Genomic DNA, 24,666 nt, shown 5'->3' with positions numbered 1-24,666 from the left:
ATCAGCAATCCAGAGGATTGCGCTTCTCGGGGTCGATACCGAACTCGGTGATGGCGTTGGCCACGACCGTGCGTTCGATGGCGCCGCGATCGGCGAGTGCCTGCAGGGCGGCGACAGCGACCCAGCGACGGTCGACTTCGAAGAAGTCGCGAAGCTTGGCGCGCGAGTCGCTGCGGCCGAAGCCGTCGGTGCCCAGCACCTGATATTCGCGGGATGGCACCCACTGGCGAATCTGATCGGCGAACAGCTTCATGTAGTCGGTGGAAGCGATGACTGGACCTTCGCGGCCTTCCAGACACTGCTCGACATAGCTCTTGCGGGGTTCGTCGGTTGGGTGCAAGCGGTTCCAGTGGTCCACGGCCAGACCATCGCGGCGCAGCTCGTTGAAGCTGGTGACGCTCCAGACGTCGGCGCCGACGCCCATCTTGGCGAGGATGTCCACCGCGGCGCGTACTTCGCGCAGGATGGAACCCGAACCCAACAGCTGTACGCGGTGCTTGAAGTCGCCCTTGGCTTCTTCGAGCAGGTACATGCCTTTGATGATGCCTTCTTCGACACCTTCTGGCATGGCTGGCTGCTGGTAGTTCTCGTTCATCACGGTGATGTAGTAGTAGACGCTCTTCTGCAGCTCCATCATCTCGTGCATGCCGTGATGCATGATCACCGCCAGCTCATAGCCGTAGGTGGGGTCATAGCTGCGGCAGTTGGGGATGGTGCTGGCGAGGATGTGGCTGTGCCCGTCCTCGTGCTGCAGGCCTTCGCCGTTCAGCGTGGTGCGCCCGGAGGTGCCCCCCAGCAGGAAGCCGCGAGTCTGTGCATCACCCGCCGCCCAGGCCAGGTCGCCGATACGCTGGAAGCCGAACATCGAATAGAAGATGTAGACCGGCAGCATCGGCTGGTTGTAGTTGCTGTAGGCGGTACCGGCGGCCATGAAGGAGGAGAAGGCGCCCGCTTCGTTGAGACCTTCCTGCAGGATCTGCCCGTCTTGCACCTCGCGGTAGTACATCACCTGGTCGCGGTCGACCGGCTCGTACAGCTGCCCCACCGGCGAGTAGATACCCAGCTGGCGGAACATGCCTTCCATGCCGAAGGTACGCGCTTCGTCGGCGAGGATCGGCACGATGCGCTTGCCCAGGTCCTTGTCTTTGATCAGCTGCGACAAGATCCGGCCGAACGCCATGGTGGTGGAGATTTCACGGTCTCCAGAACCGTCGAGGACAGCTTTAAGCGTCTCCAGCGGCGGCGTTGGAATGCTGAAGCTCTTGGCCCGACGCTGCGGCAGCGAGCCGCCAAGTTTCTCACGGCACTTGCGCAGATATCTCATTTCTGCGCTGTCTTCGGCAGGACGATAGAACGGCAGCTCTTCGAGTTGCGAATCGTTGATCGGAATGTCGAAACGGTCGCGGAATTTCTTCAGGCTCTCGATATCGACTTTCTTGGTGTTGTGGGCGATGTTTTTCGCTTCACCGGCACCGGTGCCATAACCTTTGATGGTCTTGGCGAGGATGACGGTCGGCTGGCCTTTGTGGTTGACCGCCTGGTGATAGGCCGCATAGACCTTGTAGGGGTCGTGGCCGCCACGGTTGAGCTTCCAGACTTCCTCGTCGGACATGTTCTCGACGCGCTTGAGCAACTCCTGATCGGCCCCGAAGAAATGCTTGCGCACGTAAGCGCCGTCTTTGGCCTTGTAGTTCTGGTATTCGCCGTCGATGGCCTGATCCATGCGGCGCTGCATGCGGCCGTCTTCGTCAGCGGCGAACAGCGGATCCCACAGGCGACCCCAGACGACCTTGGTGACGTTCCAGTTGGCGCCTTTGAACACGCCTTCCAGTTCCTGAATGATCTTGCCATTGCCGCGAACCGGGCCGTCGAGGCGCTGCAGGTTGCAGTTGATGACGAACACCAGGTTGTCCAGGTTCTCGCGGCCAGCCAGGGAGATGGCGCCGAGGGTTTCCGGCTCGTCGCACTCGCCGTCGCCGATGAAGCACCAGACGCGCTGCTTGCCTTTCGGAATGAAGCCGCGGCTCTCCAGGTACTTCATGAAGCGCGCCTGGTAGATAGCCGTGATCGGGCCCAGACCCATGGATACGGTCGGGAATTGCCAGAAGTCGTTCATCAGGTGCGGGTGCGGATAGCTCGACAACCCGTGGCCATCGACTTCCTGGCGGAAGTTGAGCATCTGATCTTCGCTCAGGCGGCCTTCGAGAAAGGCGCGCGAGTAGATGCCGGGCGAGGCGTGACCCTGATAGTAGATCAGGTCGCCGCCGTGCTCCTCGGTCGGAGCCTGGAAGAAGTAGTTGAAGCCGATGTCATACAGGGTCGCGCTGGAGGCGAAGGTGGAAATGTGCCCACCCAGGTCCGGGTCCTTCAGGTTCGCGCGCATCACCATCGCCAGTGCGTTCCAGCGGACCAGGGAGCGAATGCGGCGCTCCATGAACAGGTCGCCGGGCATCTTCGCTTCGCGGGTGACCGGGATGGTGTTGCGGTAGGGCGTGGTGATGCCGTAGGGCAGGGGTGTGCCACTACGGGTGGCCAGTTCACCCATCCGGGTCATCAGGTAGTGGGCGCGGTCTTCACCTTCGCGATCGAGTACTGACTCGAGGGCGTCCAGCCATTCCTGGGTTTCGACGGGATCGAGATCTTGCATGGCTTGCTCCAGGGCGGAAAGGCTTCCAGAATCGGTTGCCTGCTTCGCGGCCGGCTTTGTGAGCCGGTGCGTTTATGTTCTTGGATGGTTGCCGGGGGTAGAGCCGGGCTCTGTAGTTTTACTACAAAACCGAGACCGATTCAGCCCCCTGTCGGATTTTTTCGTAGTAAAACTACATTCGCAGTGGCTCCGTCGGACGGGTTGACCCCGGCGTCAACGCTCTATTGTGGGCGTTCTCGCTATTCTTCTGGCCGTTCTTGCACAAAGGAACATTCATGAGTTTGCCATTGCTGGTTGCATTGCCGACGTCGCTTCAATCGTTGGTCACCCGTGCCGAGGAGATGTTCCTCGGCTCCCTGCGCGACTCATCGGACCAAGCTGAACAGGTGTTTTCAGCGTGGCCAGCGGCTCGCCGTGAGGCCTTCGGTCGGGTTTGTGCCGCCAGCGACTTCGTGATCGAACAGGTTAGCCGAGATCCCGAGGTGCTGCTGCAACTGGCCGAAAGCGGGTTGCTGGAACGATCGCTAAAGCGTGGCGAAATGCGCACGACGCTCGCCGAACTGCTCGACGATTGCACCGATGAAGACAGCCTGGCCCATCGGCTGCGGCGGTTCCGCAACCGCCAGCAGGTGCGAATCATCTGGCGTGATCTGACTCGACAGGCCGATCTGGCCGAGACCTGCGGCGATTTGTCCGACATGGCCGATGCCTGTATCGATCTCGCCTATCAATGGCTGTATGAGCGCCAGTGCGAGCAGTTTGGCGTTCCGACTGGCCGGCGCAGTGGCGATGCCCAGCATATGGTCGTGCTTGGCATGGGCAAGCTGGGCGCGCATGAACTGAATCTGTCCTCGGATATCGACCTGATTTTCGGTTATCCGGAAGGCGGCGAGACTGTCGGGGCGAAGCGCTCCCTGGATAACCAGGAGTTCTTCGTCCGCCTCGGGCAGCGGCTGATCAAAGCGCTCGACGCGCCGACCGTCGATGGTTTCGTCTTCCGTGTCGACATGCGGCTGCGGCCCTATGGCTCGTCCGGTTCGCTGGTGCTCAGTTTCAATGCGTTAGAGCAGTACTACCAGGACCAGGGGCGCGACTGGGAGCGTTACGCCATGATCAAGGCGCGCGTGGTCGGCGGCGACAAGGCCGCCGGCAAGCAGTTGCTGGAAATGCTCAGGCCCTTCGTTTACCGACGCTATCTCGATTTTTCCGCGATCGATGCGCTGCGCACCATGAAACAGTTGATCCAGCAGGAAGTGCGGCGCAAGGGTATGGCCTCCAACATCAAGCTGGGCTCCGGCGGTATTCGCGAGGTGGAGTTCATCGCTCAGGCTTTCCAGCTCATCCACGGGGGGCGTGACCTGAGCCTGCAACAGCGGCCCTTGCTAAAAGTGCTGACAACCCTCGCCGGGCAGGGCTATCTGCCGACTGTTGCCGTAGAAGAGTTGCGCGAAGGCTATGAATTTCTGCGCTACACCGAGCATGCGCTGCAGGCCATCGATGATCGCCAGACGCAAATGCTGCCAGAGAACCAAGTCGATTGTGATCGCGTCGCCCTGATCATGGGCTTCGATGACTGGGATGCCTTTCATCAGCAACTGCTGTATTGGCGTGGGCGAGTCGATTGGCATTTCCGCCAGGTGATTGCCGATCCCGACGAAGACGAAAGCGCCGAAGCCGAATCACTGGTGGGCGGCGAGTGGCTGCCCCTTTGGGAGCAGGATTGGGACGAGGAATTCGCTTGCCGTCAGTTGAGTGATGCGGGTTTTCGTGACGGCCAAACCGCTTGCCAGCGACTCGCTGCCTTGCGCAGTGGCAGCCAGGTGCGCACCATGCAGCGGTTGGGGCGCGAGCGTCTCGATGCCTTCATCCCGCGGCTTCTGGCTCAGGCGGTCGAACAGGACGATCCGGATCTGGTGCTGGAGCGCGTGCTTCCTCTGGTCGAGGCAGTGGCTCGGCGTTCGGCTTATCTCGTACTGCTGACTGAAAACCCAGGCGCGTTGCAGCGTCTGCTCGAGCTGTGTGCCGGAAGCCCTTGGATCGCCGAGCAGATCACCCGCTTCCCGTTATTGCTCGACGAACTGCTTAATGCCGGGCGGCTGTTCAGCCCGCCGCAGGCGCCGGAACTCGCCGCCGAGCTGCGCGAGCGGCTGGCGCGCATTCCCGAGGACGATCTCGAGCAGCAAATGGAGGCGTTGCGCCATTTCAAACTAGCGCACCGTTTACGTGTCGCGGCATCCGAGATTGCCGGTACTTTGCCGCTGATGAAAGTCAGTGACTACCTGACCTGGCTGGCCGAGGCCATTCTCGAAGAGGTGCTGGCCCTGGCCTGGCGGCACACCGTCGCACGGCACGGCCAGCCGCAGCGAGCCGACGGTTCGCTGTGCGATCCGGCGTTCGTCATCGTTGGCTACGGTAAGGTCGGCGGCATTGAGCTGGGCCACGGTTCCGACCTGGATCTTGTGTTCATCCATGACGGCGACCCGAACGCCGAAACCGACGGCGTCAAACCCATCGATGGCGCGCAGTTCTTCACCCGACTCGGGCAGCGCATCATTCATCTGTTGACCACCCAGACGACGTCAGGGCAGCTCTACGAGGTCGACATGCGTCTTCGTCCGTCAGGTGCATCCGGCCTGCTGGTCAGCTCGCTGGGCGCCTTTGGCCGCTACCAGAGCGAGGAGGCCTGGACCTGGGAGCATCAGGCGCTGGTGCGTGCTCGAGTGCTGGTGGGCTGCCCTCAGTTGGAAGCGGATTTCGAAAAAGTCCGCGCTTCGGTGCTCGGGCGTGCGCGTGATCTTGAACAGCTGCGTGGCGAGGTCAGCGAGATGCGCGCCAAGATGCGCGACAACCTCGGCACTCGCACCACTCAGGCAGGCACGGCTGAAAAGGCGTTCCTGGCCGATGGCGAGTTCAATCTCAAGCAGGACGCCGGTGGTATCGTCGATATCGAATTTATGGTGCAATACGCGGCTTTGGCGTGGTCGCACCAGCATCCGCAGCTGCTGCGCTACACCGACAATATCCGCATCCTCGACGGGTTGGAGCAGGCCGGGTTGATGACCGGCGATGAGGTTCGGCTGCTGCAGGACGCCTACAAGGCATACCGCGCTGTGGCCCACCGGCAATCACTGCAGAAACTGCCTGGCGTTGTGAGCGGGGATCAATTTCATGACGAGCGTCGCGCGGTGATGCGCATCTGGCGCGAGCTGGGGCTTAGCTGATCTCGTCTGTTAACACAGCATTTATCGAATTCCGAGGTGGCAACAATGTCGATGGCCGATCGTGATGGCGTTATCTGGTATGACGGTGAGATGGTGCAGTGGCGCGACGCGACCACCCATGTACTGACTCACACCCTGCATTACGGTATGGGCGTCTTCGAAGGCGTGCGCGCCTACAACACGCCAGCCGGTACTGCGATCTTTCGCCTGCAGGCGCACACCGATCGTCTGTTCGACTCGGCGCACATCATGAACATGAAGATGCCGTACTCGAAAGAGGAAATTAACAAGGCGACTCGTGCCGCCGTTTGTGAAAACAATCTCGAAAGCGCCTATATCCGGCCGATGGTCTTCTACGGATCAGAAGGCATGGGGCTGCGCGCCAGCGGCCTGAAAGTGCATGTGATCGTCGCCGCCTGGCACTGGGGCGCCTACATGGGCGACGAAGCGCTGGAGGTCGGTATCAAGGTCCGCACCAGCTCGTTTACTCGTCACCACGTCAACATCAGCATGACCCGCGCCAAATCCAACGGTGCCTATATCAACTCGATGCTGGCGCTGCAGGAAGCCATCTCCGGCGGTGCTGACGAGGCGCTGATGCTGGATCCGGAAGGCTATGTGGCCGAGGGTTCGGGTGAGAACATCTTCATCATTAAAGATGGCGTGATCTACACCCCGGAAGTGACCGCCTGCCTCAACGGCATCACCCGCGGCACCGTACTGACCCTGGCTGACGAGCTGGGAATCAAGGTGGTCGAGAAGCGCATCACTCGCGATGAGGTCTATATTGCCGACGAAGCCTTCTTCACCGGTACTGCTGCAGAAGTTACTCCGATCCGCGAAGTCGACGGCCGCAATATTGGCCTTGGCCGTCGCGGCCCGGTCACCGAGCGCATCCAGAAGGCTTACTTCGATCTGGTCTCTGGCAAGACCGATGCGCACGCTGAATGGCGGACTCTAGTAGGCTAAAGGCTCGAGGTTGAAGGCTGGGCGAGGTGCTTCCCCGTTTAATCTTCAACTCTCCACCCTCTGGCGGCTTTTGTTATGAATATTCTGATTGTGGGTCCTAGCTGGGTCGGCGACATGGTGATGGCGCAGACGTTGTTCGTCTGCCTGAAGCAACGCCATCCCGACTGCCAGATCGACGTGCTCGCCCCGGAGTGGAGTCGGCCGATTCTCGAGCGCATGCCCGAGGTTCGGGAGGCGCTGAGCTTTCCGGTGGGGCACGGCGTGCTCGACATGGCGACCCGGCGAACCATTGCGCAGAGCCTGCGCGGGCGTTACCAGCAGGCAATCCTGCTGCCCAACTCGCTGAAATCGGCGCTGGTGCCCTTCTTTGCCGGCATCCCGAAACGCACCGGCTGGCGTGGCGAGATGCGTTTCGGCCTGCTCAACGACATGCGCAAGCTGGATAAACAACGTTATCCGCTGATGATCGAGCGCTTCATGGCGTTGGCCTTCGAGCCTGGCGTTGAGCTACCCGAGACCTATCCGAAGCCGTCCTTGCGTATCGTCGAAGAGACTCGCGACGCTGCGTTGGCGCGTTTCGGGCTTGCATTGGATCGCCCGGTGTTGGCGCTTTGCCCCGGTGCCGAGTTTGGTGAATCCAAGCGTTGGCCGGCCGCGCATTTTGCCAAAGTCGCCGAGGCTAAGATCCGTGAAGGCTGGCAGGTCTGGTTGTTCGGTTCGAAGAACGACCACGCTGTCGGCGCGGAGATTCTGCAGGCGTTAATTCCCGGACTGCGTGAAGAGGCGCTGAACCTGGCCGGCGAAACCAGCCTGGCCGAGGCCATCGACCTGCTCTCGTGCGCCGATGCGGTTGTTTCCAATGATTCGGGCCTGATGCACGTCGCCGCCGCGCTCGCGCGGCCGCTGGTTTCTGTCTATGGCTCGACGTCGCCGGCCTTCACGCCGCCTTTGTCCGATCAGGTTGAGATCGTGCGGCTGGGACTCGACTGCAGCCCGTGTTTTGATCGAACCTGCCGTTTCGGCCATAACAACTGCATGCGCGAACTTGAGCCGCGTTTGGTCATTGAGGCGCTGCGGCGCCTGCTACCCCAGTCGGTCGAGGTACGCTGAGTGAGGGTTTTGCTGGTCAAGACCTCTTCGCTGGGTGACGTGGTTCATACGCTTCCGGCGTTGACCGACGCACAGCGCGCTATTCCGGGCATTCAAATCGACTGGGTGGTGGAGGAGGGGTTCGCTGAGATTCCTGCCTGGCACCCTGCGGTGGCGCAGGTGATTCCGGTGGCGATCCGGCGTTGGCGAAAGCATCCTCTGCAAACTCTTCGTTCCGGTGAGTGGCGGCGCTTCAAGGCGCGACTGCGCGAGACCCGTTACGATCTGGTGATTGACGCTCAGGGGCTGCTCAAGAGCGCCTGGCTGACACGCTACGTCAAGGCACCGGTCGCCGGTTTTGATCGCGATTCGATACGTGAGCCGCTGGCATCGCGTTTCTACGATCGATGCCATGCCGTGCCGCGGAACCAACATGCGCTCGAGCGGGTGCGTCAGTTGTTTGCCCAGGCGCTCGGCTACACGGTTCCGGAAACGGTCGCTGACTACGGCCTAGACCGCAGCCAGTTGGCTGCACCGGGCGAGCAGCCGTATTTGCTCTTCCTGCATGGCACCACCTGGCCAAGCAAGCACTGGCCGGAGCGCTACTGGCGCGAACTGGCCGAGCGCATGAGCGAGTTCGGTTGGGCTATCCGCTTGCCGTGGGGCAATGCCGAGGAGAAGGCCCGAGCCGAACGAATCGCCAAGGAGCTGCCGAACGCTTCGGTATTGCCCAGACTCAATCTGGGAGGTGTCGCCAAAGTTGTAGCCGGGGCGCGTGCCTGTGTAGCGGTGGATACGGGGCTCGGTCATCTCGCTGCAGCCTTGGACGTTCCGGGCATTTCGCTTTATGGACCGACGCTGCCCGGCCGCGTCGGTGCGTACGGCCGTTCCCAAATACACTTGTGCGCGCCCGGGCCGAACGCCGGCAAAGGGGATCGCCACAAACCCTGTTTCGACGAGCTGCCACCTGAGCGCGTCGCAAGTGAACTCAAGGCCCTGTTGCGGTCATCGGAGACGCCCTGATGCAGCTGGCCTTCATTCTCTATAAGTATTTTCCGTTCGGCGGCCTGCAGCGTGACTTCATGCGCATCGCGCTGGAATGCCAGCGCCGTGGTCATGCGATTCGGGTTTACGCGATGATTTGGGAGGGCGAAGTGCCCGCTGGTTTCGAGGTGCTGATCGCGCCGGTCAAAGCGATCTTCAACCACACCCGCAATGAGCGTTTTACCGACTGGGTCGAAGCCGATCTGGCCAGGCGCCCGGTGGGCCGGGTGGTCGGCTTCAACAAAATGCCAGGGCTGGACGTGTACTACGCCGCGGATCCCTGTTTCGAGGATAAAGCGCAGACACTGCGCAACCCGATCTACCGCCGCTGGGGCCGCTACAAGCATTTCGCCGAATACGAGCGGGCGGTATTCGAGCCCCGCTCCAAGACAGAAATCCTGATGATTTCAGAAGTGCAGCAGCCGCTGTTCGTCAAACACTATGCGACGCCTGCTGGCCGTTTTCATCTGCTGCCGCCGGGCATCGCTCAGGATCGACGGGCGCCATCCAATGCCGCAGATATTCGGGCCGATTTCCGGCGTGAGTTCAGGCTTGAGGATGACGACCTTCTGTTAGTGCAGATCGGTTCCGGCTTCAAGACCAAGGGACTCGATCGCAGCCTTAAAGCCGTTGCGTCACTGCCTCTCGAATTGAAGAAGCGAACTCGCCTGTTCGTCATTGGCCAAGACGATCCAAAACCGTTCCAAATGCAAGCCAAGACGCTGGGAATATCCGCTCAGGTCGAGTTTCTCAAAGGCCGCAGCGACATCCCGCGTTTTCTCCTCGGAGCCGACCTGTTGATCCATCCGGCCTACAACGAAAATACCGGTACGGTGCTGCTAGAAGCGTTGGTTGCGGGGTTGCCTGTGCTGGTGACGGATGTCTGCGGTTACGCTCACTACATTACAGATGCGAACTGCGGCAGGGTCGTCCCTAGCCCATTCGACCAAAGCCAGCTCGACCGTCTGCTGGCCGAAATGCTTGCAAGCGACGACCAGCGCAGCCGCTGGGCGCAGAACGCCTTGGCTTTTGCCGCTAGCGCGGACCTCTACAGCATGCCCGAGCGGGCAGCCGATGTAATCCTGGCGGAACCTACATGAGCGGTGCAACTTTCCCTGCGGCAGCCCGTGCGCTGGCGATGCTCGCGCGCTGCCTGGGTCTCGACTACGGACGGACACGCCCGACTCGGTCCTGCGAGGACTTCGTATGCGCCTGATCCTTGCCGAACCGTTCAAGTCCCTGTGGGCCGGCCGCGATGCGTTCGCCGAAGTGGAAAAGCTGCAGGGCGAAATATTCCGCGAGCTCGAAGGCCGACGAACCCTGCGCACCGAAATCGACGGGCGCGGTTACTTCGTCAAGATTCATCGCGGCATCGGCTGGGGTGAGATCGTCAAGAACCTCTCTACCGCCAAGGTGCCGGTACTTGGCGCCGGTCAGGAGTGGCGCGCGATTCAGCGGTTGCATGAGGTTGGTGTGCCGACGATGACCGCCGTCGCCTATGGCGAGCGCGGCAGCAATCCCGCGACGCAGCATTCGTTCATCGTCACCGAGGAGTTGGCGCCAACGGTCAGTCTTGAGGACTTTAGCGCCGACTGGTCGAAAACCCCGCCCGAGCCAAGGCTCAAGCGGGCGCTAATTGATGAGGTGGCGCGCATGACTGGGGACATGCACCGCGCCGGCGTGAATCACCGCGACTGCTATATCTGCCATTTTCTGCTGCATACCGACAAGAAGGTCACGGCTGAACATTTCCGTCTTTCCTTGATTGACCTGCACCGCGCCCAGGTCCGCAGCACCACACCGCCCCGCTGGCGCGACAAAGACCTGGCCGGGTTGTATTTCTCGGCCTTGAATATCGGCCTGACCCACCGCGACAAGCTGCGCTTCCTAAAGGGGTATTTCCGCAAACCGCTGCGGGATGTACTACGCGATGAGGCCGCTTTGTTGGCCTGGCTGGCAGCCAAGGCCGCAAAGCTGCAGACTCGCTATGACCGCAAATACGCGCCGGGTACACGAGGGTGAGTGCTTGGACCGTCGTTCGTGGTGCGGATCCCGAAGCAGTTGAGGCCTTTGCCAGCCTCGAGTCGGTATTCGCGCTCCGAGGTGAGCCGATTGCTCGGGACCCATTGTCTGAAGTAATCCGGGTCGAGCGCGACGGCCTGCGCTATTACGTCAAGCGTTATTGGGCTGCAGGGAAGGGGTTGCGTCGCTATTTAGGGCGCCCGCGAGTGAAGGCGGAATGGCAGAATCTCAAGCATTTCGAGCGGTGGGGGATACCCGTTGCGCCGCTCGTGGCCTGGGGAATGGAGCGTCGTGCCGGCGCGTTTGTGCGAGGAGCGCTGATCACTCTCGAGGTGCCTAACTCTGTGGATATGGCAGCAATTGCCACGAATGCAGATCCGCGCCTATCCGACCGCCACTGGGTCGAGCAAATCAGTCGACAGGTAGCGCAGGCAACTCGAACCTTGCACGATCACCGCTTTGCTCACAATGACCTGAAGTGGCGAAACCTGCTGGTGAACGACGCTGGCGAGCTTTTTATGATCGATTGCCCATCCGGTGACTTCTGGTGGGGGCCCTTTCTGCGGCACCGTATCGTCAAGGACCTGGCTTGCCTCGACAAAGTGGCCAAACAGCGCCTGAGCCGCACGCAGCGGCTGCGATTCTATCTGCAGTACCAGCAGCGTCCACGCCTGGTGCCGGGCGACCGCGCCGTTATTGGTCAAGTGCTCAAGTATTTCGAGGGGCGCGAATGAAGGACTATTATTCACTGCGCGACCAGGCAATCCTGCAGGCGCAGGGGCTCGATAGCTTCGAAGCGCTTTGGGCGCTACAGCTCGAGTCGGTGGATGCGCCGAATACAGTGCGTGGTGGCTGGAGCAGTGTTTTCCGTCTGGAACTGGGCGGGACGGCCTATTATCTGAAGCGTCAAAGCAACTACCTGACCCATACTTTTCGCCGCCCGTTTGGCGAACCGACGTTCTCGCGTGAGTTCCGCAATATCCAGCGTTACCAGCGCCTAGGCATACCCACGCTACAGGCAGCGTACTTCGGCGAGCGGCGCGTTGCTGGCGAGCGGCGCGCCATTCTTCTGACCCACGCCCTGGATGACTGGCGGGACTTGCACGGTTGGCTGAATGAGTGGCGTGAGCTTAATACGACGACGCGCAGGGCGCTGCTGCAAGCGTGTGCTGAGCTTGCAAGAAACCTGCACCAATCTGGCCAGCGTCACGGTTGCTTCTATCCCAAGCACATTTTCATTCGCCCGTCTGGCGAGCGGTTCGAGGCTTGCCTTATCGATCTGGAAAAGACTCGCCCGCTGCTGTTTAGACGCCAGGATCGAACAATCGACCTCGAGGCACTGACCCGCCGCGCGGCGGTTTGGAGTAAAAGCGAGGTGCGGCAACTGATCGAAACCTATCTCGCGCGCGGTGCCAGTGAGTCGGCTATCGATGCCTGGTTGGAGAAAATTGCCGGCCGTCGGCAGCGCAAGGCGGCACGCATATGAAACTGACGGATCTCGCTCATGCCGGACGGTCGCCGACATTGCCGCTGACGTTGGCATTGCCCGCCGGCGAGCTGACGGTGCAGCAGTGGCTGCGTGTACTGCCAGGGCAGCGTTATGTCGGCAAGGCGCAGTGGCAAGGCCGCGACGTGCTGGCCAAGCTGCTGGTCGGAACCAAGGCCGAGCGGCATTTCCAGCGTGAGCGGCGCGGTGCTCGATTGCTGGCGGAACAGGGCATGACTACGCCCGCGCTACTCGCCGAGGGTTTGGCGGAGGGGCAGGGTGGTTGGCTGCTGTTCGACTACCTGGCCGGCGGCGAAAGTCTGGCGCAGGCATGGCACGAGGTGAAGCGGCAACCCATGCTGTCCGATGCGCAACAGGATGTGTTGGGCGCGGCGCTTGGCGCTATTGCGCAGCTGCATACCAAGGGGTTGTGGCAGAGCGACCTGCATCTGGACAATCTGCTGCGCCACGAGGGAAAGCTGCACCTCATCGACGGTGGAGCTGTGCAGGCGCAAACACCGGGCCAACCGCTCGGTCGTGACAAGGTGCTGGCGAACCTCGGTGTGTTCTTCGCCCAGCTGCCTGCCAGTCTCGAGCCGCATATCGAGGAGCTGCTCGTGCATTACCTGCTAGTCAATGGCGAGCATGCACTTCCCTTGGAGGTTTTGCTGCGGGAGGTCGCCAACGTGCGGCGTTGGCGGCTACGCGACTACTTGAGCAAGCTTGGACGTGATTGTTCCTTGTTCAGCGTAAAACGTGGTTTGAATCAGCTGCGTGTTGTGCGTCGCGAGGATGAGCCCCTGCTGCATGAGTTGCTGGCGGCACCGGATATGGCCGTCGAAGCTGGGCACGCGTTGAAGCTGGGCGGTAGTTCGACAGTCGCGTTGGTCGAACAGGGTGGTCGGCAGCTGGTGGTCAAGCGCTACAACATCAAGGGCCTTGCGCATTGGTTACGGCGCTGCTGGCGCCCGAGCCGCGCCTGGCACAGCTGGCTCGAAGGTAATCGCCTGGCGTTTTTCGATATCGCTACGCCGCAGCCGCTGGCCATACTGGAGTTACGTTGGATGGGGCTGCGCCGGCGTAGCTATCTGATTACTGAGTACAGCGCGGGTGAGGATATCGTTACTCATTTCCGACCATACCTGTCCAGCTCACCGCCTGAAGCCGAACTGTCGGCACTGGATCAACTGTTCGCCTCATTGCTGCGCGAACGTATCAGTCATGGCGACATGAAGGGCACCAACCTATTGTGGGAACAGGGTCGCTGGTCGCTCATCGATCTCGATGCGGCCCAGCAGCACGGCAGCAATGCCAGTTTTCCCCGTGCCTACGCCAAGGACCGTGCCAGGCTCCTGCGCAACTGGCCGATCGATTCGGCACTTTATCGTCTGCTCGACGAACGTCTGCCACGACTCTGACTGTTCGTTGCACAGCCTGCCGTTCGTAGCCTGCGCTAGGTTTCGCTCTTTGTCGTGTACTTCCCTCGCGGCCGTGTCGGTATAATTCCGCCCTTTGTCAGTGATCGCATACAGCGGTCGCGTTCGATTTTCCTTGATAGCCTTGCGCTGTCCCCGTTCCAGAGGCCTTCCTGTGGCATTGACGATTCTCGGGCTTTCCGGCGCCCTCAGTCATGATCCTTCCGCCGCTCTGTACATCGACGGCAAGCTGATCGCCGCCGTCGAAGAAGAGCGCTTCGTACGCGACAAGCATGCCAAGAACCGCATGCCCTACGAGTCGGCCAAGTTCTGCCTGGAGCAGGCTGGTATCAAGCCATCCGACGTCGATGTGGTGGCGATCCCTTTCGCGCCGATCAGTATTTTCGAAAAAGCCCGCTGGCACTACGCCAAGCGCTACTGGTACGCACCGGATCGCGCGCTCGATGCCATTCTGTTCGGTAACCGTCGCTACAAGCGCTACCACAAGCGCATCCAGTGGTGTCTGCAACAGCTGGGTTTCGATCTGAAGAAGATAAAGATCGAGCCGGTCGAGCACCATCTGGCCCATGCGTCTAGCGCCTATCATTGCTCGGGTTTCACGGAAAAAACTGCGATTCTCGGCATCGATGGAAAGGGCGAGTACGCCACAACCTTCTTTGGCTACGGCGAGAATGGCCGCATCCACAAGATCAAAGAGTTTTACGATCCGGATTCGCTGGGCGGTCTGTATGGCGCGATCACCGAGTTCCTCGGGTTCGAAATGCTCGACGGAGAATTCAAGGTCATGGGCATGGCGCCCTACGGCGATGCGGCCAAGTACGATTTTTCGCGTTTGGCCAAATTTGAGAATGGCGAGCTGACCATCAACACCGATTATGCCAACGTCATCGGCTTCCGCCGCTACAAGGAAAAGGGCAAGGGTTATTACTTCTCGCCCAAGCTGATTGAGTGGCTCGGCCCTAAGCGCGAAGGTGACATCGCCGACGATCCCTACATTCATTATGCCGCCAGCATGCAGGCGCTGTTCGAGAAGTTGGCGCTTGAGATGATGGACTACTACCTGGGCGACATCATCCGCGAGACCGGCAAGATCGCCTTCGCCGGTGGTTGTGCGCTGAACGTCAAGCTCAACCAGAAGATCATCGCCCGCGACGAGGTCAAGGAGCTGTTCGTTCAGCCGGCTTCCGGCGACGCCGGTACTGCAGTCGGCGCGGCGGCCTACGTCTCGGTGCAGCGGGGCGTGCCGGTGGAGAAGATGGAGCACGTCTATCTCGGTCCGTCTTATTCCAACGAAGATATTATTGCCGCCTGCGCGCGCCATCCGAGTGCGCCCGCGTGGCAGAAAATCGATGATGTCGAACGGCGCATCGCCAAAATCATGGTCGATGGCCATCCGGTGGCCTGGTTCCAGGGCCGCATGGAGTTCGGCCCGCGCGCCCTCGGTGGTCGCTCAATCATCGGCTGTCCGAGCATTCCGGGAGTGGCCGATCGCATCAACGAACAGATCAAGTTCCGAGAGCGCTGGCGCCCGTTCTGCCCGTCCATGCTTGATACCGTGGCCGAGCAGATGCTCAAGGTTGATCATCCCAGCCCATTCATGACCTTCACCTTCGAAGTCAACGACAAGTGGAAGGAGCGCGTTAGCGAAGTCGTCCACGAAGACGGCACCTCCCGTGCCCAGGTACTCAAGCGTGAATACAACCCGCGCTGGTACGACCTTATGCTGGAGCTGGAAAGACTGACCGGCAATGGCGTCTCGCTCAACACCTCGCTCAACCGTCGTGGCGAACCGATGATCTGCTCGCCGACCGATGCGCTGAATATGTTCTATGGCTCGGACCTGCAGTATCTGATCATGGAGGATGTGTTGGTGGTGAAGGATGGGGGGCGTGGGGATGGCAGTGTCTGAGCCATTGATAAGCGTCGTTATCCCTGCCTATAACTATGCTGCAACGCTCCCGCGTGCAGTTGATTCAGTTTTGGTTCAGCTAGATGAAGCTTCCGCTGAACTAATCGTAATCGATGATGGTTCGAACGACGATACGCCGCGCGTGATCGAAGCGTTACTAGCCGCTCATCCGGCGAGTATCAGAGCACTGCGCAAGGAAAATGGCGGATTAGCGTCAGTGCGCAATCGAGGCATTCGCGAAGCCCGGGGAAACTATCTGATCTTTCTCGATGCAGATGACGAAATGGCTTCGGGCGCGCTTGCATTGATCGCCCGGCACATCACCGAACAGCCGGAAACTCGTATGGTGATCGGCGGGCACTACGCCATTTCAAACAACGGCAAGCGGCGTGAACATCTGCCGCCGGCCCTTCCTGAGACACCGCTGGAGCGGGTGCGCGGCTATTTGTTGGACAAGCGTTTCGCGCTGTCCAACGGCGCTTGCGCAATGCATCGGGAGGTGTTTTCGCGTGCTGGTTATCCCGAGCAGTTCCGCAGCGCCGAGGACATCCCTGTCTTCAGTCAAACGCTGGCGAATTATCCATGCACGGTGTTGGCCACGCCGTTGGCGTTGATCCATAAGCACGATGACAGCCTCCGGCATCAATTCAGTCACGCTAAGGCCGGAGGTCTTGCTTTGGTTGATGAGGTTTTTTCGCCGCAGCGTTTGGGGCCGGAGTTTCAGGTGCTTCGCAACGACTTTTTCGTCCAGCGTTGCCTGTCGCTGTTCCGCAGTGCATATCTGGCAGGTGATGTTTCTACTGCCAAGGAATATTTCCGAACGGCTTGGCGGCATGATTGGCGCGTCTTATTGAATGGCTCGTATGTACGCAAGGCGTTGCGGTTGTGGTTGGGCCGCTGACATGACCTCGAAAATCAAAGTCCTGCAGGTGCAGAATCGCTATAACGTGAATGCGTCCGATCTAGCGGAACAGATTATTCAAGGGCTGCCCGCCGAGCGCTATGAAGTCACGACTCTCTTTCTGCGGGGGCGGCCAAAGCCCGGCGAGCCTGAAAGCCGTGCCGGACGCTCGGTGTATTTCGACTTGAACAAGGCCGCGACCAAAGGGCTGCGTTTCAAAGCCCTCTGGATGCTCTACAAGCTTTGCCATAGCCAGGGCTACGATGCAGTCGTTGCGCATCGATTCAAGCCCATCAACATGATGATGGTGCTTAACCGCCGCTTGCGTATACCCGCATGCATTGGGGTTTTGCACGGCCTAGGCGAATATGACCGGGCTTATCGCCGTTGGGAAGCGAGCATATTGATTAGTTCGGCCTGGCGGCTGGTTGGCGTGTCACGCGCTGTTTACGATGATCTGATCGTAAGTGGTGGTTTTGCGCGGGAGAGCGTCCGCCAGATCAACAACGCAATTAATATCTCACGGGCCGAGCGGTTACAGCATCCGAGATCGAAAGCGCGAAAACTTTTGGAATTACCCGCGGATGCATTTGTTATCGGAACCATTGGCCGGTTGGTTCCAGTCAAGGCACATGCCCACCTGATTGAAGCGTTTGCAGCGATAAAGGACGACTTCCCCGGAGCGCTTCTGGCAATCATTGGTGAAGGGCGCTCGCGCGAGGAACTGGAGGCATTGATACGTGCTCATCGAATGGAGCAAAGGGTGCGCTTGCTAGGTGCACGGGATGATGCTCTGCAATACGTTAAGGCGTACGACGTGTTTGTAATGTCTTCCGTTAGTGAAGGCTTGCCTTTGGCTTTGCTTGAGGGCATGAGCGGCCGATTGCCTGTGGTTGGCTCGGACATCGACAGTATGCGACCTATACTCGAGGATTGCGGCGGGCGAACCTATCCAGTCGGCCAGCCGCTTGTGCTGGCGGAGAGGTTGAGGGAAGTCATGTCGCTTTCTGAAACGGAGCGCGCCGAGGAAGGCAAGCGCTCATACGAGTATCTTTGCCGATCGCATGCAATCGAGGATTTCCGTGAACAGTACCGAAGTTTGCTTGATGGAATGTTAGTGGATCAGCAGCATGTCTAATCTTCCACTCGTGTCGGTAATCATTGCATCTTACAATCATGCGCCGTACGTCGAAGAAAGTATCCTCAGCGTATTGGAGCAGACATATCCAAACATCGAATTGCTCGTTGTGGACGATGGCTCAAGTGATGACAGCGTGGAGCGCATCCAGCGTTTGCAGCTGGAGCACGGGTTCAGCTTTCTGGTTCAGCCCAATCAGGGTCTATCAAGAACCCTAAACGACTGTATCGCCCGGGCGAAGGGTGACCTGATCGCTCCGCTCGGCTCGGACGACGTGATGCTGCCAGAGCGCATCGCGACGCAGGTTGCCTATATGAACGGCAAGCCTGAGGTCGGTATCTGTGCGGGTAATGTTCTGACAATCGATGCGCAAGGAAATACGGTCCAGAAGCGTTTTCGCGAGCGTGTATTCCGTCGTCTTGACTTCGATGCGATGTTCAATGCAGTAGAATCGGGCCCTCCGGCGCCCACGTTATTATTTCGCCGGGAAGCTTTGCAGGCCGTTGGCGGCTTTGATCCGGAAATTCGTCTCGAAGATCTACAGGTCGAGCTAAAGATCGCTCATGCAGGTTACTTTATTGATGTACTGAACGACGTTATGGCGAAGTATCGCGTTCACGGAGCCAATACTTACAAAAATCGGCGCTTCATGGTTGAGCAGGTGATGGCCACCTATCGGTGCTTTGCTGATCATCCAGACTATGATCGCGCCTGCGCCAAGTTCCTCAATTCCATGTTCCTCAAGTGCGCCAAAAGTGATCCGGTGCTTGCTCGAGAGTTGCTGAGCAATCTACCGCTACGCCATTGGAACACGAAGACGGTGCGTGGCTTAGGGCGTCTGCTGCTTGGCTGAACGTTCGGTCGCGTGAGCGCGGAGAGCGTCGACATCGGATGAACATAGTAACGTTGACGCTGCGCGTATATCTGCCTCGGGCCAGTTCCACCATTCAATCCCGAGCAGCACGCGACGTTGCTCTTCGGGGAAGCGCCAGCGCACGTGGCGGGCAGGGTTTCCGGCGACGACTGAATATGGCGCTACATCACGTGTGACAATGCTTCCGCACGCAACTACCGCGCCATGGCCGACAGTTACTCCGGAAAGGATGACGCAATTGGAGCAGAGCCAGACGTCGTTACCGATCACTACATCGCCTCTGCTTCCGTTGTAATCCGTTATGTCTGCAGCCTCGTCTATAAAAGCGGGGAACGGAAAGGTAGTAATCCAGTCCGTGCGATGAAGCCCTCCAAGAAAGATCTGTACGTTGCTGGCGATGGAGCAATACGCACCTACCTTTAGAGTTGATCCTTCCTGCCAGTCATAGACCTCTGGCATCCCATAGGTGCCGTTTCCTATCGAATAGGAGGGGTATCGCAGGTGGAACTTTTCCTGGGCTCTCTGAAGTTTTGGCGTCTTCTTTTTCGCTTGAACTAATAGGCGGCGTAACAGCTTCATCTCATCGGCTGCCGTGCTGTACGTTGCTAAGGTCTTCGCCCAGTTTCCTGGCCGCCGTCTCGCCACACTTTTCTGAGTACCCTGACATTAGAGCAGGGCTATGAAGTGTCACCAGCCAGTGACTGTCTTCTTTATAACGCAGCATGTGCCTGAGATTGCGTCGACGCTTTCCGAACCTAAGCGGGTGCTGGCTAAATCTCATATCGGATACGTCGATCAAGGCAAGTTCACCGTCGGGCTGCTTTAGGACGTTCCCCAAGTGCAGCGAGCGGAAATAGATCCCTGCTTGGTGGAGGGCGCCTAAAAATTGCCCGAACTGGCGAACATCCAGCTCCCGTTCCGTATCTCCCAGACGGCGCCAACGGTTGCGCAGCGTATCGCCGGGCAGTGGTTGGTAAATCACCCCGTCTAGTTTGGCTGAAGGGATTTGCACTAACTGCTTGATAATCGGTGCGGTGATTCCGAGAGAGCGAAGATGGATTGAGTTGTCAGCGAACCGACGAGATGGAGTAGCCCAAAGAGCTGTCGAAAGCAACTGCTTGCGTCGAAACAACTTCAAGTAAGTGCCGTCTTTAAGTTTCGCCACCTTCACGCCATGGCCATCTTCTTCGATCACATCTGCTTCGCGCAGCATCTCTGCCAGCTGATCGTTACTGAGGGGTGTGCTCGAAGAGGCACGTTGTCGAAGTGCAATGGATACTGCAGCTGCCAAAGAAAGAGGTATCCATATGAGGAACCAGTTTTCGTTGGGTCGAGAAAGGAAATTGCTGCCCTCGGTAAGACCGGCTGCTAACCCGTACATCACAAGAGCAGAGGCCAGTTGTAAGCCGGGATCATGGCGGTGGGTCAGGCAGCGCGCGACAGTCACCACATACATCGTGATCCACAAAGTTAAACCTATGGCGCCCAGTTGCAGCAGTACAGCCAGTTCGACATTGTGGGGGTCAGTGAGGGGGTGCCCAATTCCCGGAACCAGGAAGCTGAAGTCCGCCTCATACCCGCGACCGACCCAGACGTGACGGTACGCCTGCTGTATGGCTTCGGTCCAAAGCTCTGGACGATAGGACATACCCCTCGCCAGCAGCGACTCGGGAGCTAACAGAAGGCCCAGAACAGAAGTGATGATTGTCGCTGCGAGAAAGTAAAGCGCCCTCTGTCTGGCTAAAGCAAGCATCCAGACCCCAGTCAAAGCCAGCGCTACCAGCGGCGTGCGGGACCCGGTAGCCAGTAAAGCGGCCAGTAGCGGAGCCGCAAACGTCATCGAGAGCCACGACGGCGACTTGCGATCAGCAACCCATATGGCGATCCAGTAAGTGCAAAAAAAACCGTAAACGTGAGAGGACAAAAGCGGGTTGGACAAGGCTCCGGTTCCGATCATGCGGCCGCTCTGTGGGCTTTCCGCGAATATGGCCAGTCCGATTAGGGCAGCCAGCGAGGCGAACACTGCGGCAATCCGCAATGCCTTAAGAAGTAGCTGTTCGTCCTTTATTGCGAGGAGCGCACTAGCGGCAAATATCATGAACACATATAGCGGCCGTTTCGCGAGACTAGCTGGGCTGGTGTCGGCCGATGTCCAGGTCAGGCTTAACAGAAGCCATGCCCCAAACGCCAGATAAGACAGGACGATTGGCTCGCGCAGTATGATCTTCATGTACGTCGGTTGCGCTAAGAGGATGACAAGCGCAGGGGTTGCCAAAAGAGCGTAATAGAGCTTGGTGTAAGCGCTCGTATCTTCCTGCCAGAACAGGCCTGTCAACAGCGCAACATATCCGAGTGTCAGCCACCCATACGTAATTGGGTGGTCTAGCAGCGGGGCGGAAGAGTACAGTTTCGGCACGAAGAATTCTTCAGCTATGGTCGTAGGTCCGGCATGGTAAATCATTGCTCGATAAAGGGGCATGTTGCGCCTGTGTGGTAGTCTGTGCCGCCTTGTTCCCACAGTTGGTTGCAAATGTCCGATCCTGAATCAAGCGTTCGAAGCGAGCCCTCCAGTTTGAGGATCTACTTTCGCCTGCTGGGTTACGTGAGGCCATACGCCGGATACTTTCTGCTAAGCCTCCTCGGGTTCATAATCTTCGCCGCCACCCAGCCGATGCTCGGCTACATCCTCAAGTTTTTCGTCGATGGATTGAACAATCCGGATGCGAGTTTCTTCGCCCAGGTGCCACGCCTGAGCGAACTGGAGTGGCTGGCTGAGCTCAAGTTGCTGCAGGCCGTCCCGCTGTTGATTGTGCTTATTGCGCTGACTCAGGGTATTGGTTCGTTTCTCGGTAATTACTTCCTCGCCAAAGTATCGCTGGGCCTGGTGCACGACCTTCGCGTCGCGTTGTTCAACAATATGCTGACGCTGCCCAATCGCTACTTCGACAGCCATAACTCCGGTCACCTGATCTCGCGTATCACCTACAACGTGACCATGGTCACCGGTGCCGCGACGGATGCAATCAAGGTGGTGGTGCGTGAAGGCATGACGGTGATTTTCCTGTTCGCTACATTGCTGTGGATGAACTGGAAACTGACCCTGGTGATGGTGGCTATTCTGCCGGTCATTGGCGTGATGGTATCCAGTGCTAGCAAGAAATTCCGCAAGCAGAGCAAGAAGATCCAGGTCGCAATGGGTGACGTCACCCACGTGGCATCCGAGACTATCCAGGGTTATCGTGTGGTGCGCAGCTTCGGTGGTGAGGCCTACGAACAGACTCGTTTTCTGACGTCCAGCACTGATAACACCGCCAAGCAGCTGCGCATGGTCAAGACCAATGCGGTCTATACGCCCAGTCTGCAGCTGGTGATTTATACCGCGATGGCGCTGTTGATGTTCCTTGTGCTGCTGCTGCGCGGAGATGCTTCAGCGGGCGATCTTGTGGCCTACATTACTCTGGCGGGCCTGCTGCCCAAGCCGATTCGCCAGCTTTCGGAGGTCAGTTCGACGATTCAGAAGGGCGTGGCAGGCGCGGAGAGCATCTTCGAGCAGTTGGATGAAGCTCCGGAAGTGGATGCTGGCACGGTGGAGCGTGACAAGGTTAGCGGCCGGCTGGAGGTGCGTGATCTTGGCTTCATCTATCCGGGCACTGAAAAACAGGTGTTGCACGATATCAACTTCACGGTCGAGCCGGGGCAGATGGTGGCGCTGGTCGGCCGTTCGGGTAGCGGCAAGTCGACACTGGCGAACCTGATCCCTCGTTTCTACCAGCATGACCAAGGACAGGTCATGCTGGATGGCGTCGATATCGTGGACTACAAGTTGCGCAACCTGCGTCGACACATCGCGCTGGTTACGCAGCAGGTCACGCTGTTCAACGACACGGTTGCCAATAATATCGCCTATGGCGATCTGGCCGGTGCACCGCTAGAAGATATCCAGCGAGCCGCCCGCGATGCCTACGCTGAGGAGTTCATTCAGCAGATGCCTCAGGGTTACCAGACGCCTGTCGGAGAGAACGGCGTTCTACTGTCAGGCGGTCAACGCCAACGTCTGGCGATCGCACGCGCACTGTTGAAAAATGCGCCAGTGCTGATTCTGGATGAGGCGACCTCAGCCTTGGATACCGAGTCCGAGCGTCATATCCAGGGTGCGCTGGATCATGCCATGGCGGGGCGCACCACGCTGGTCATCGCTCACCGTCTGAGCACCATCGAGAAGGCCGATCTGATTCTCGTGATGGAGCAGGGCCGTATCGTCGAGCGCGGTTCTCATGCCGAACTGATTGCGGCGAACGGAGCCTACGCCAGCCTGCATGCCAAACAATTCAAGGATGATGACGAAGCCTGATTGATGTGATGGTGCCTCACGGCGAGCAATCGCTGATCGCAGACTTGAATGAACCGGCCCGCTTCATGCTGGTATTCTTTGCACCGTTTTTTCTTCCTTCCCCGGAGCTCTGATGAAACTCACCATGCCCCGTTTCGACCAAGCCTCCGTTCTGGTGGTTGGCGACGTTATGCTCGATCGATACTGGCATGGCGGCACATCGCGGATTTCGCCGGAGGCGCCGGTGCCGGTGGTCAAGGTCGAGCAGGTCGAGGACCGGCCGGGTGGCGCCGCCAACGTGGCTCTGAACATCGCGGCATTGGGTGCGCCAGCTGCGCTGGTTGGTGTTACGGGTGTGGATGAGGCGCAACAGAGCCTGACTGATAGCCTCGCTGCGGCCGGCGTTGCGGCTCATTTTCAATCGATCGAGCATCAACCAACCATCATCAAGCTGCGGGTGATGAGCCGGCACCAGCAACTGTTGCGGATGGATTTTGAAGAGCCGTTCGACACTGATCCGGCCGCCTTGCTTGCTCAGGTCGAATCGCTGCTCAGCGGCGTCAAAGTGCTGGTTCTTTCCGACTACGGCAAAGGCGCGCTGCGCAATCACCAGGCGCTGATTCAGGCAGCGCGCAAGCGCGGTATTCCGGTGCTGGCTGATCCTAAAGGCAAGGATTTCGAAATTTACCGCGGCGCTTCGGTGATTACGCCGAACCTGGGTGAGTTCGAAGCCATCGTCGGGCATTGCGCAGACGAAGCCGAGCTGGTTGCCAAGGGCGCGGAGCTGATGCATGGCCTCGAGCTCGGCGCCCTTTTGGTGACCCGCGGCGAGCATGGGATGACCCTGCTGCGCCCCGATCATTCGGCGCTGCATTTGCCGGCGCGCGCGCGCGAGGTGTTCGACGTCACTGGCGCGGGTGATACGGTGATTTCGACGTTAGCGGCAGCCATTGCTGCTGGAGAGGAGCTGCCGCAAGCCGTGGCATTGGCCAATCTTGCTGCTGGGATCGTGGTCGGCAAGCTGGGCACCGCTTGCATCAGCGCACCGGAACTGCGTCGCGCCGTGCAGCGTGAGGAAGGTTCCGAGCGCGGCGTGATGACGCTCGAGCAGCTGCTCACCGCGATAGAAGATGCCCGCGCCGAAGGCGAGAAGATCGTCTTTACCAATGGTTGTTTCGACATCCTGCACGCCGGGCATGTGACCTATCTGGAACAAGCCCGTGCGCAAGGGGATCGCTTGATCGTTGCGGTAAATGATGATGGTTCGGTGAGTCGCCTGAAGGGTCCGGGCCGGCCGATCAACTCGGTTGATCGACGCATGGCAGTGCTGGCTGGCCTCGGCGCAGTCGATTGGGTCGTGTGCTTCGCAGAAGACACACCGGAGAATCTACTCGCCGAGGTCAAACCGGATGTGTTGGTCAAGGGCGGTGACTACGGTGTCGATCAGGTTGTGGGCGCGGATCTGGTCACCGCCTATGGCGGCGAGGTCAAAGTGCTTGGGCTTGTTGAAAACAGCTCTACCACGGCCATTGTCGAGAAAATCCGCAAGCGATAACTAGCGCCCTACTGCCCAGCCGACCTGGCTGGGCTGGCTATATCT

The 24,666-nt window shown here is 59.3% G+C and carries 18 protein-coding genes; 15 read left to right on the top strand and 3 right to left on the bottom strand.

Going from position 1 to position 24,666, the window contains the following annotated elements; translation table 11 throughout:
- Position 1: 1 nt before the first annotated feature.
- Positions 2-2,647, bottom strand: coding sequence for a pyruvate dehydrogenase (acetyl-transferring), homodimeric type (gene aceE, locus BUE09_RS02085; protein ID WP_073299052.1), 2,646 nt, complete (start codon positions 2,645-2,647; stop codon positions 2-4).
- Positions 2,648-2,922: 275 nt separating this feature from the next.
- Between aceE and glnE the strand changes: the two genes are divergently transcribed.
- From glnE to BUE09_RS02020, 13 genes are all read left to right on the top strand, one after another.
- Entirely contained in the window at positions 2,923-5,868 is a 2,946-nt protein-coding gene (gene glnE, locus BUE09_RS02080; RefSeq protein WP_073299051.1) for a bifunctional [glutamate--ammonia ligase]-adenylyl-L-tyrosine phosphorylase/[glutamate--ammonia-ligase] adenylyltransferase, read from the top strand.
- Between the two features lie 45 nt (positions 5,869-5,913).
- Positions 5,914-6,837: a branched-chain-amino-acid transaminase gene (ilvE, locus tag BUE09_RS02075; RefSeq protein WP_073299050.1), complete on the top strand. Its 924-nt coding sequence runs from the start codon at positions 5,914-5,916 to the stop codon at positions 6,835-6,837.
- Positions 6,838-6,912: 75 nt separating this feature from the next.
- Positions 6,913-7,947, top strand: a complete 1,035-nt coding sequence (waaF, locus tag BUE09_RS02070) for a lipopolysaccharide heptosyltransferase II (RefSeq protein ID WP_073299049.1) — start codon at positions 6,913-6,915, stop codon at positions 7,945-7,947.
- A complete protein-coding gene (gene waaC, locus BUE09_RS02065) occupies positions 7,948-8,949 on the top strand; it encodes a lipopolysaccharide heptosyltransferase I (RefSeq protein WP_073299048.1) in 1,002 nt (333 codons plus the stop codon). It begins immediately after the preceding gene.
- Positions 8,949-10,070 carry a glycosyltransferase family 4 protein gene (locus tag BUE09_RS02060; RefSeq protein WP_073299047.1) on the top strand — a complete coding sequence of 374 codons (1,122 nt, stop codon included), beginning with the start codon at positions 8,949-8,951 and terminating at the stop codon, positions 10,068-10,070. Before waaC ends, BUE09_RS02060 begins: the two co-directional genes overlap by 1 nt.
- 106 nt (positions 10,071-10,176) lie before the next feature.
- Entirely contained in the window at positions 10,177-10,992 is an 816-nt protein-coding gene (gene rfaP, locus BUE09_RS02055; protein ID WP_073299046.1) for a lipopolysaccharide core heptose(I) kinase RfaP, read from the top strand.
- Complete coding sequence (locus tag BUE09_RS02050) at positions 10,989-11,726, top strand: lipopolysaccharide kinase InaA family protein (RefSeq protein ID WP_073299045.1); 738 nt, start codon at positions 10,989-10,991, stop codon at positions 11,724-11,726. The genes rfaP and BUE09_RS02050 overlap by 4 nt, the downstream gene beginning before the upstream one ends.
- Entirely contained in the window at positions 11,723-12,478 is a 756-nt protein-coding gene (locus BUE09_RS02045) for a lipopolysaccharide kinase InaA family protein (RefSeq protein ID WP_073299044.1), read from the top strand. Before BUE09_RS02050 ends, BUE09_RS02045 begins: the two co-directional genes overlap by 4 nt.
- Positions 12,475-13,896 (top strand): lipopolysaccharide kinase InaA family protein, encoded by a 1,422-nt coding sequence (locus BUE09_RS02040; RefSeq protein WP_073299043.1) that lies wholly within the window; start codon positions 12,475-12,477, stop codon positions 13,894-13,896. The genes BUE09_RS02045 and BUE09_RS02040 overlap by 4 nt, the downstream gene beginning before the upstream one ends.
- 172 nt (positions 13,897-14,068) lie before the next feature.
- Positions 14,069-15,823 (top strand): carbamoyltransferase family protein, encoded by a 1,755-nt coding sequence (locus tag BUE09_RS02035; protein ID WP_073299042.1) that lies wholly within the window; start codon positions 14,069-14,071, stop codon positions 15,821-15,823.
- Positions 15,810-16,724, top strand: a complete 915-nt coding sequence (locus tag BUE09_RS02030) for a glycosyltransferase family 2 protein (protein ID WP_073299041.1) — start codon at positions 15,810-15,812, stop codon at positions 16,722-16,724. Before BUE09_RS02035 ends, BUE09_RS02030 begins: the two co-directional genes overlap by 14 nt.
- 1 nt (position 16,725) lies before the next feature.
- The gene (locus BUE09_RS02025) at positions 16,726-17,862 is read left to right on the top strand and encodes a glycosyltransferase (protein ID WP_073299040.1); all 1,137 of its coding nucleotides are present in this window, start codon (positions 16,726-16,728) and stop codon (positions 17,860-17,862) included.
- A complete protein-coding gene (locus tag BUE09_RS02020; protein ID WP_073299039.1) occupies positions 17,855-18,715 on the top strand; it encodes a glycosyltransferase in 861 nt (286 codons plus the stop codon). The genes BUE09_RS02025 and BUE09_RS02020 overlap by 8 nt, the downstream gene beginning before the upstream one ends.
- Here BUE09_RS02020 and BUE09_RS02015 read toward each other — a convergent pair.
- Positions 18,692-19,315 carry a CatB-related O-acetyltransferase gene (locus BUE09_RS02015; protein ID WP_073299038.1) on the bottom strand — a complete coding sequence of 208 codons (624 nt, stop codon included), beginning with the start codon at positions 19,313-19,315 and terminating at the stop codon, positions 18,692-18,694. The genes BUE09_RS02020 and BUE09_RS02015 overlap by 24 nt on opposite strands.
- A gap of 1 nt (position 19,316) precedes the next feature.
- The gene (locus tag BUE09_RS02010) at positions 19,317-21,215 is read right to left on the bottom strand and encodes an O-antigen ligase family protein (RefSeq protein WP_231975542.1); all 1,899 of its coding nucleotides are present in this window, start codon (positions 21,213-21,215) and stop codon (positions 19,317-19,319) included.
- Positions 21,216-21,266: 51 nt separating this feature from the next.
- Here BUE09_RS02010 and msbA point away from each other — a divergent pair, with 51 nt between their 5' ends.
- The gene (msbA, locus tag BUE09_RS02005) at positions 21,267-23,087 is read left to right on the top strand and encodes a lipid A export permease/ATP-binding protein MsbA (protein WP_073299037.1); all 1,821 of its coding nucleotides are present in this window, start codon (positions 21,267-21,269) and stop codon (positions 23,085-23,087) included.
- 112 nt (positions 23,088-23,199) lie between these two features.
- Positions 23,200-24,621, top strand: a complete 1,422-nt coding sequence (gene hldE / locus BUE09_RS02000; protein ID WP_073299036.1) for a bifunctional D-glycero-beta-D-manno-heptose-7-phosphate kinase/D-glycero-beta-D-manno-heptose 1-phosphate adenylyltransferase HldE — start codon at positions 23,200-23,202, stop codon at positions 24,619-24,621.
- Positions 24,622-24,666 lie beyond the last annotated feature (45 nt).

Source organism: Stutzerimonas xanthomarina DSM 18231, from assembly GCF_900129835.1.
GTDB classification, from domain to species: Bacteria; Pseudomonadota; Gammaproteobacteria; order Pseudomonadales; family Pseudomonadaceae; genus Stutzerimonas; species Stutzerimonas xanthomarina.
This window is presented reverse-complemented; position numbering and strand designations above follow the sequence as displayed.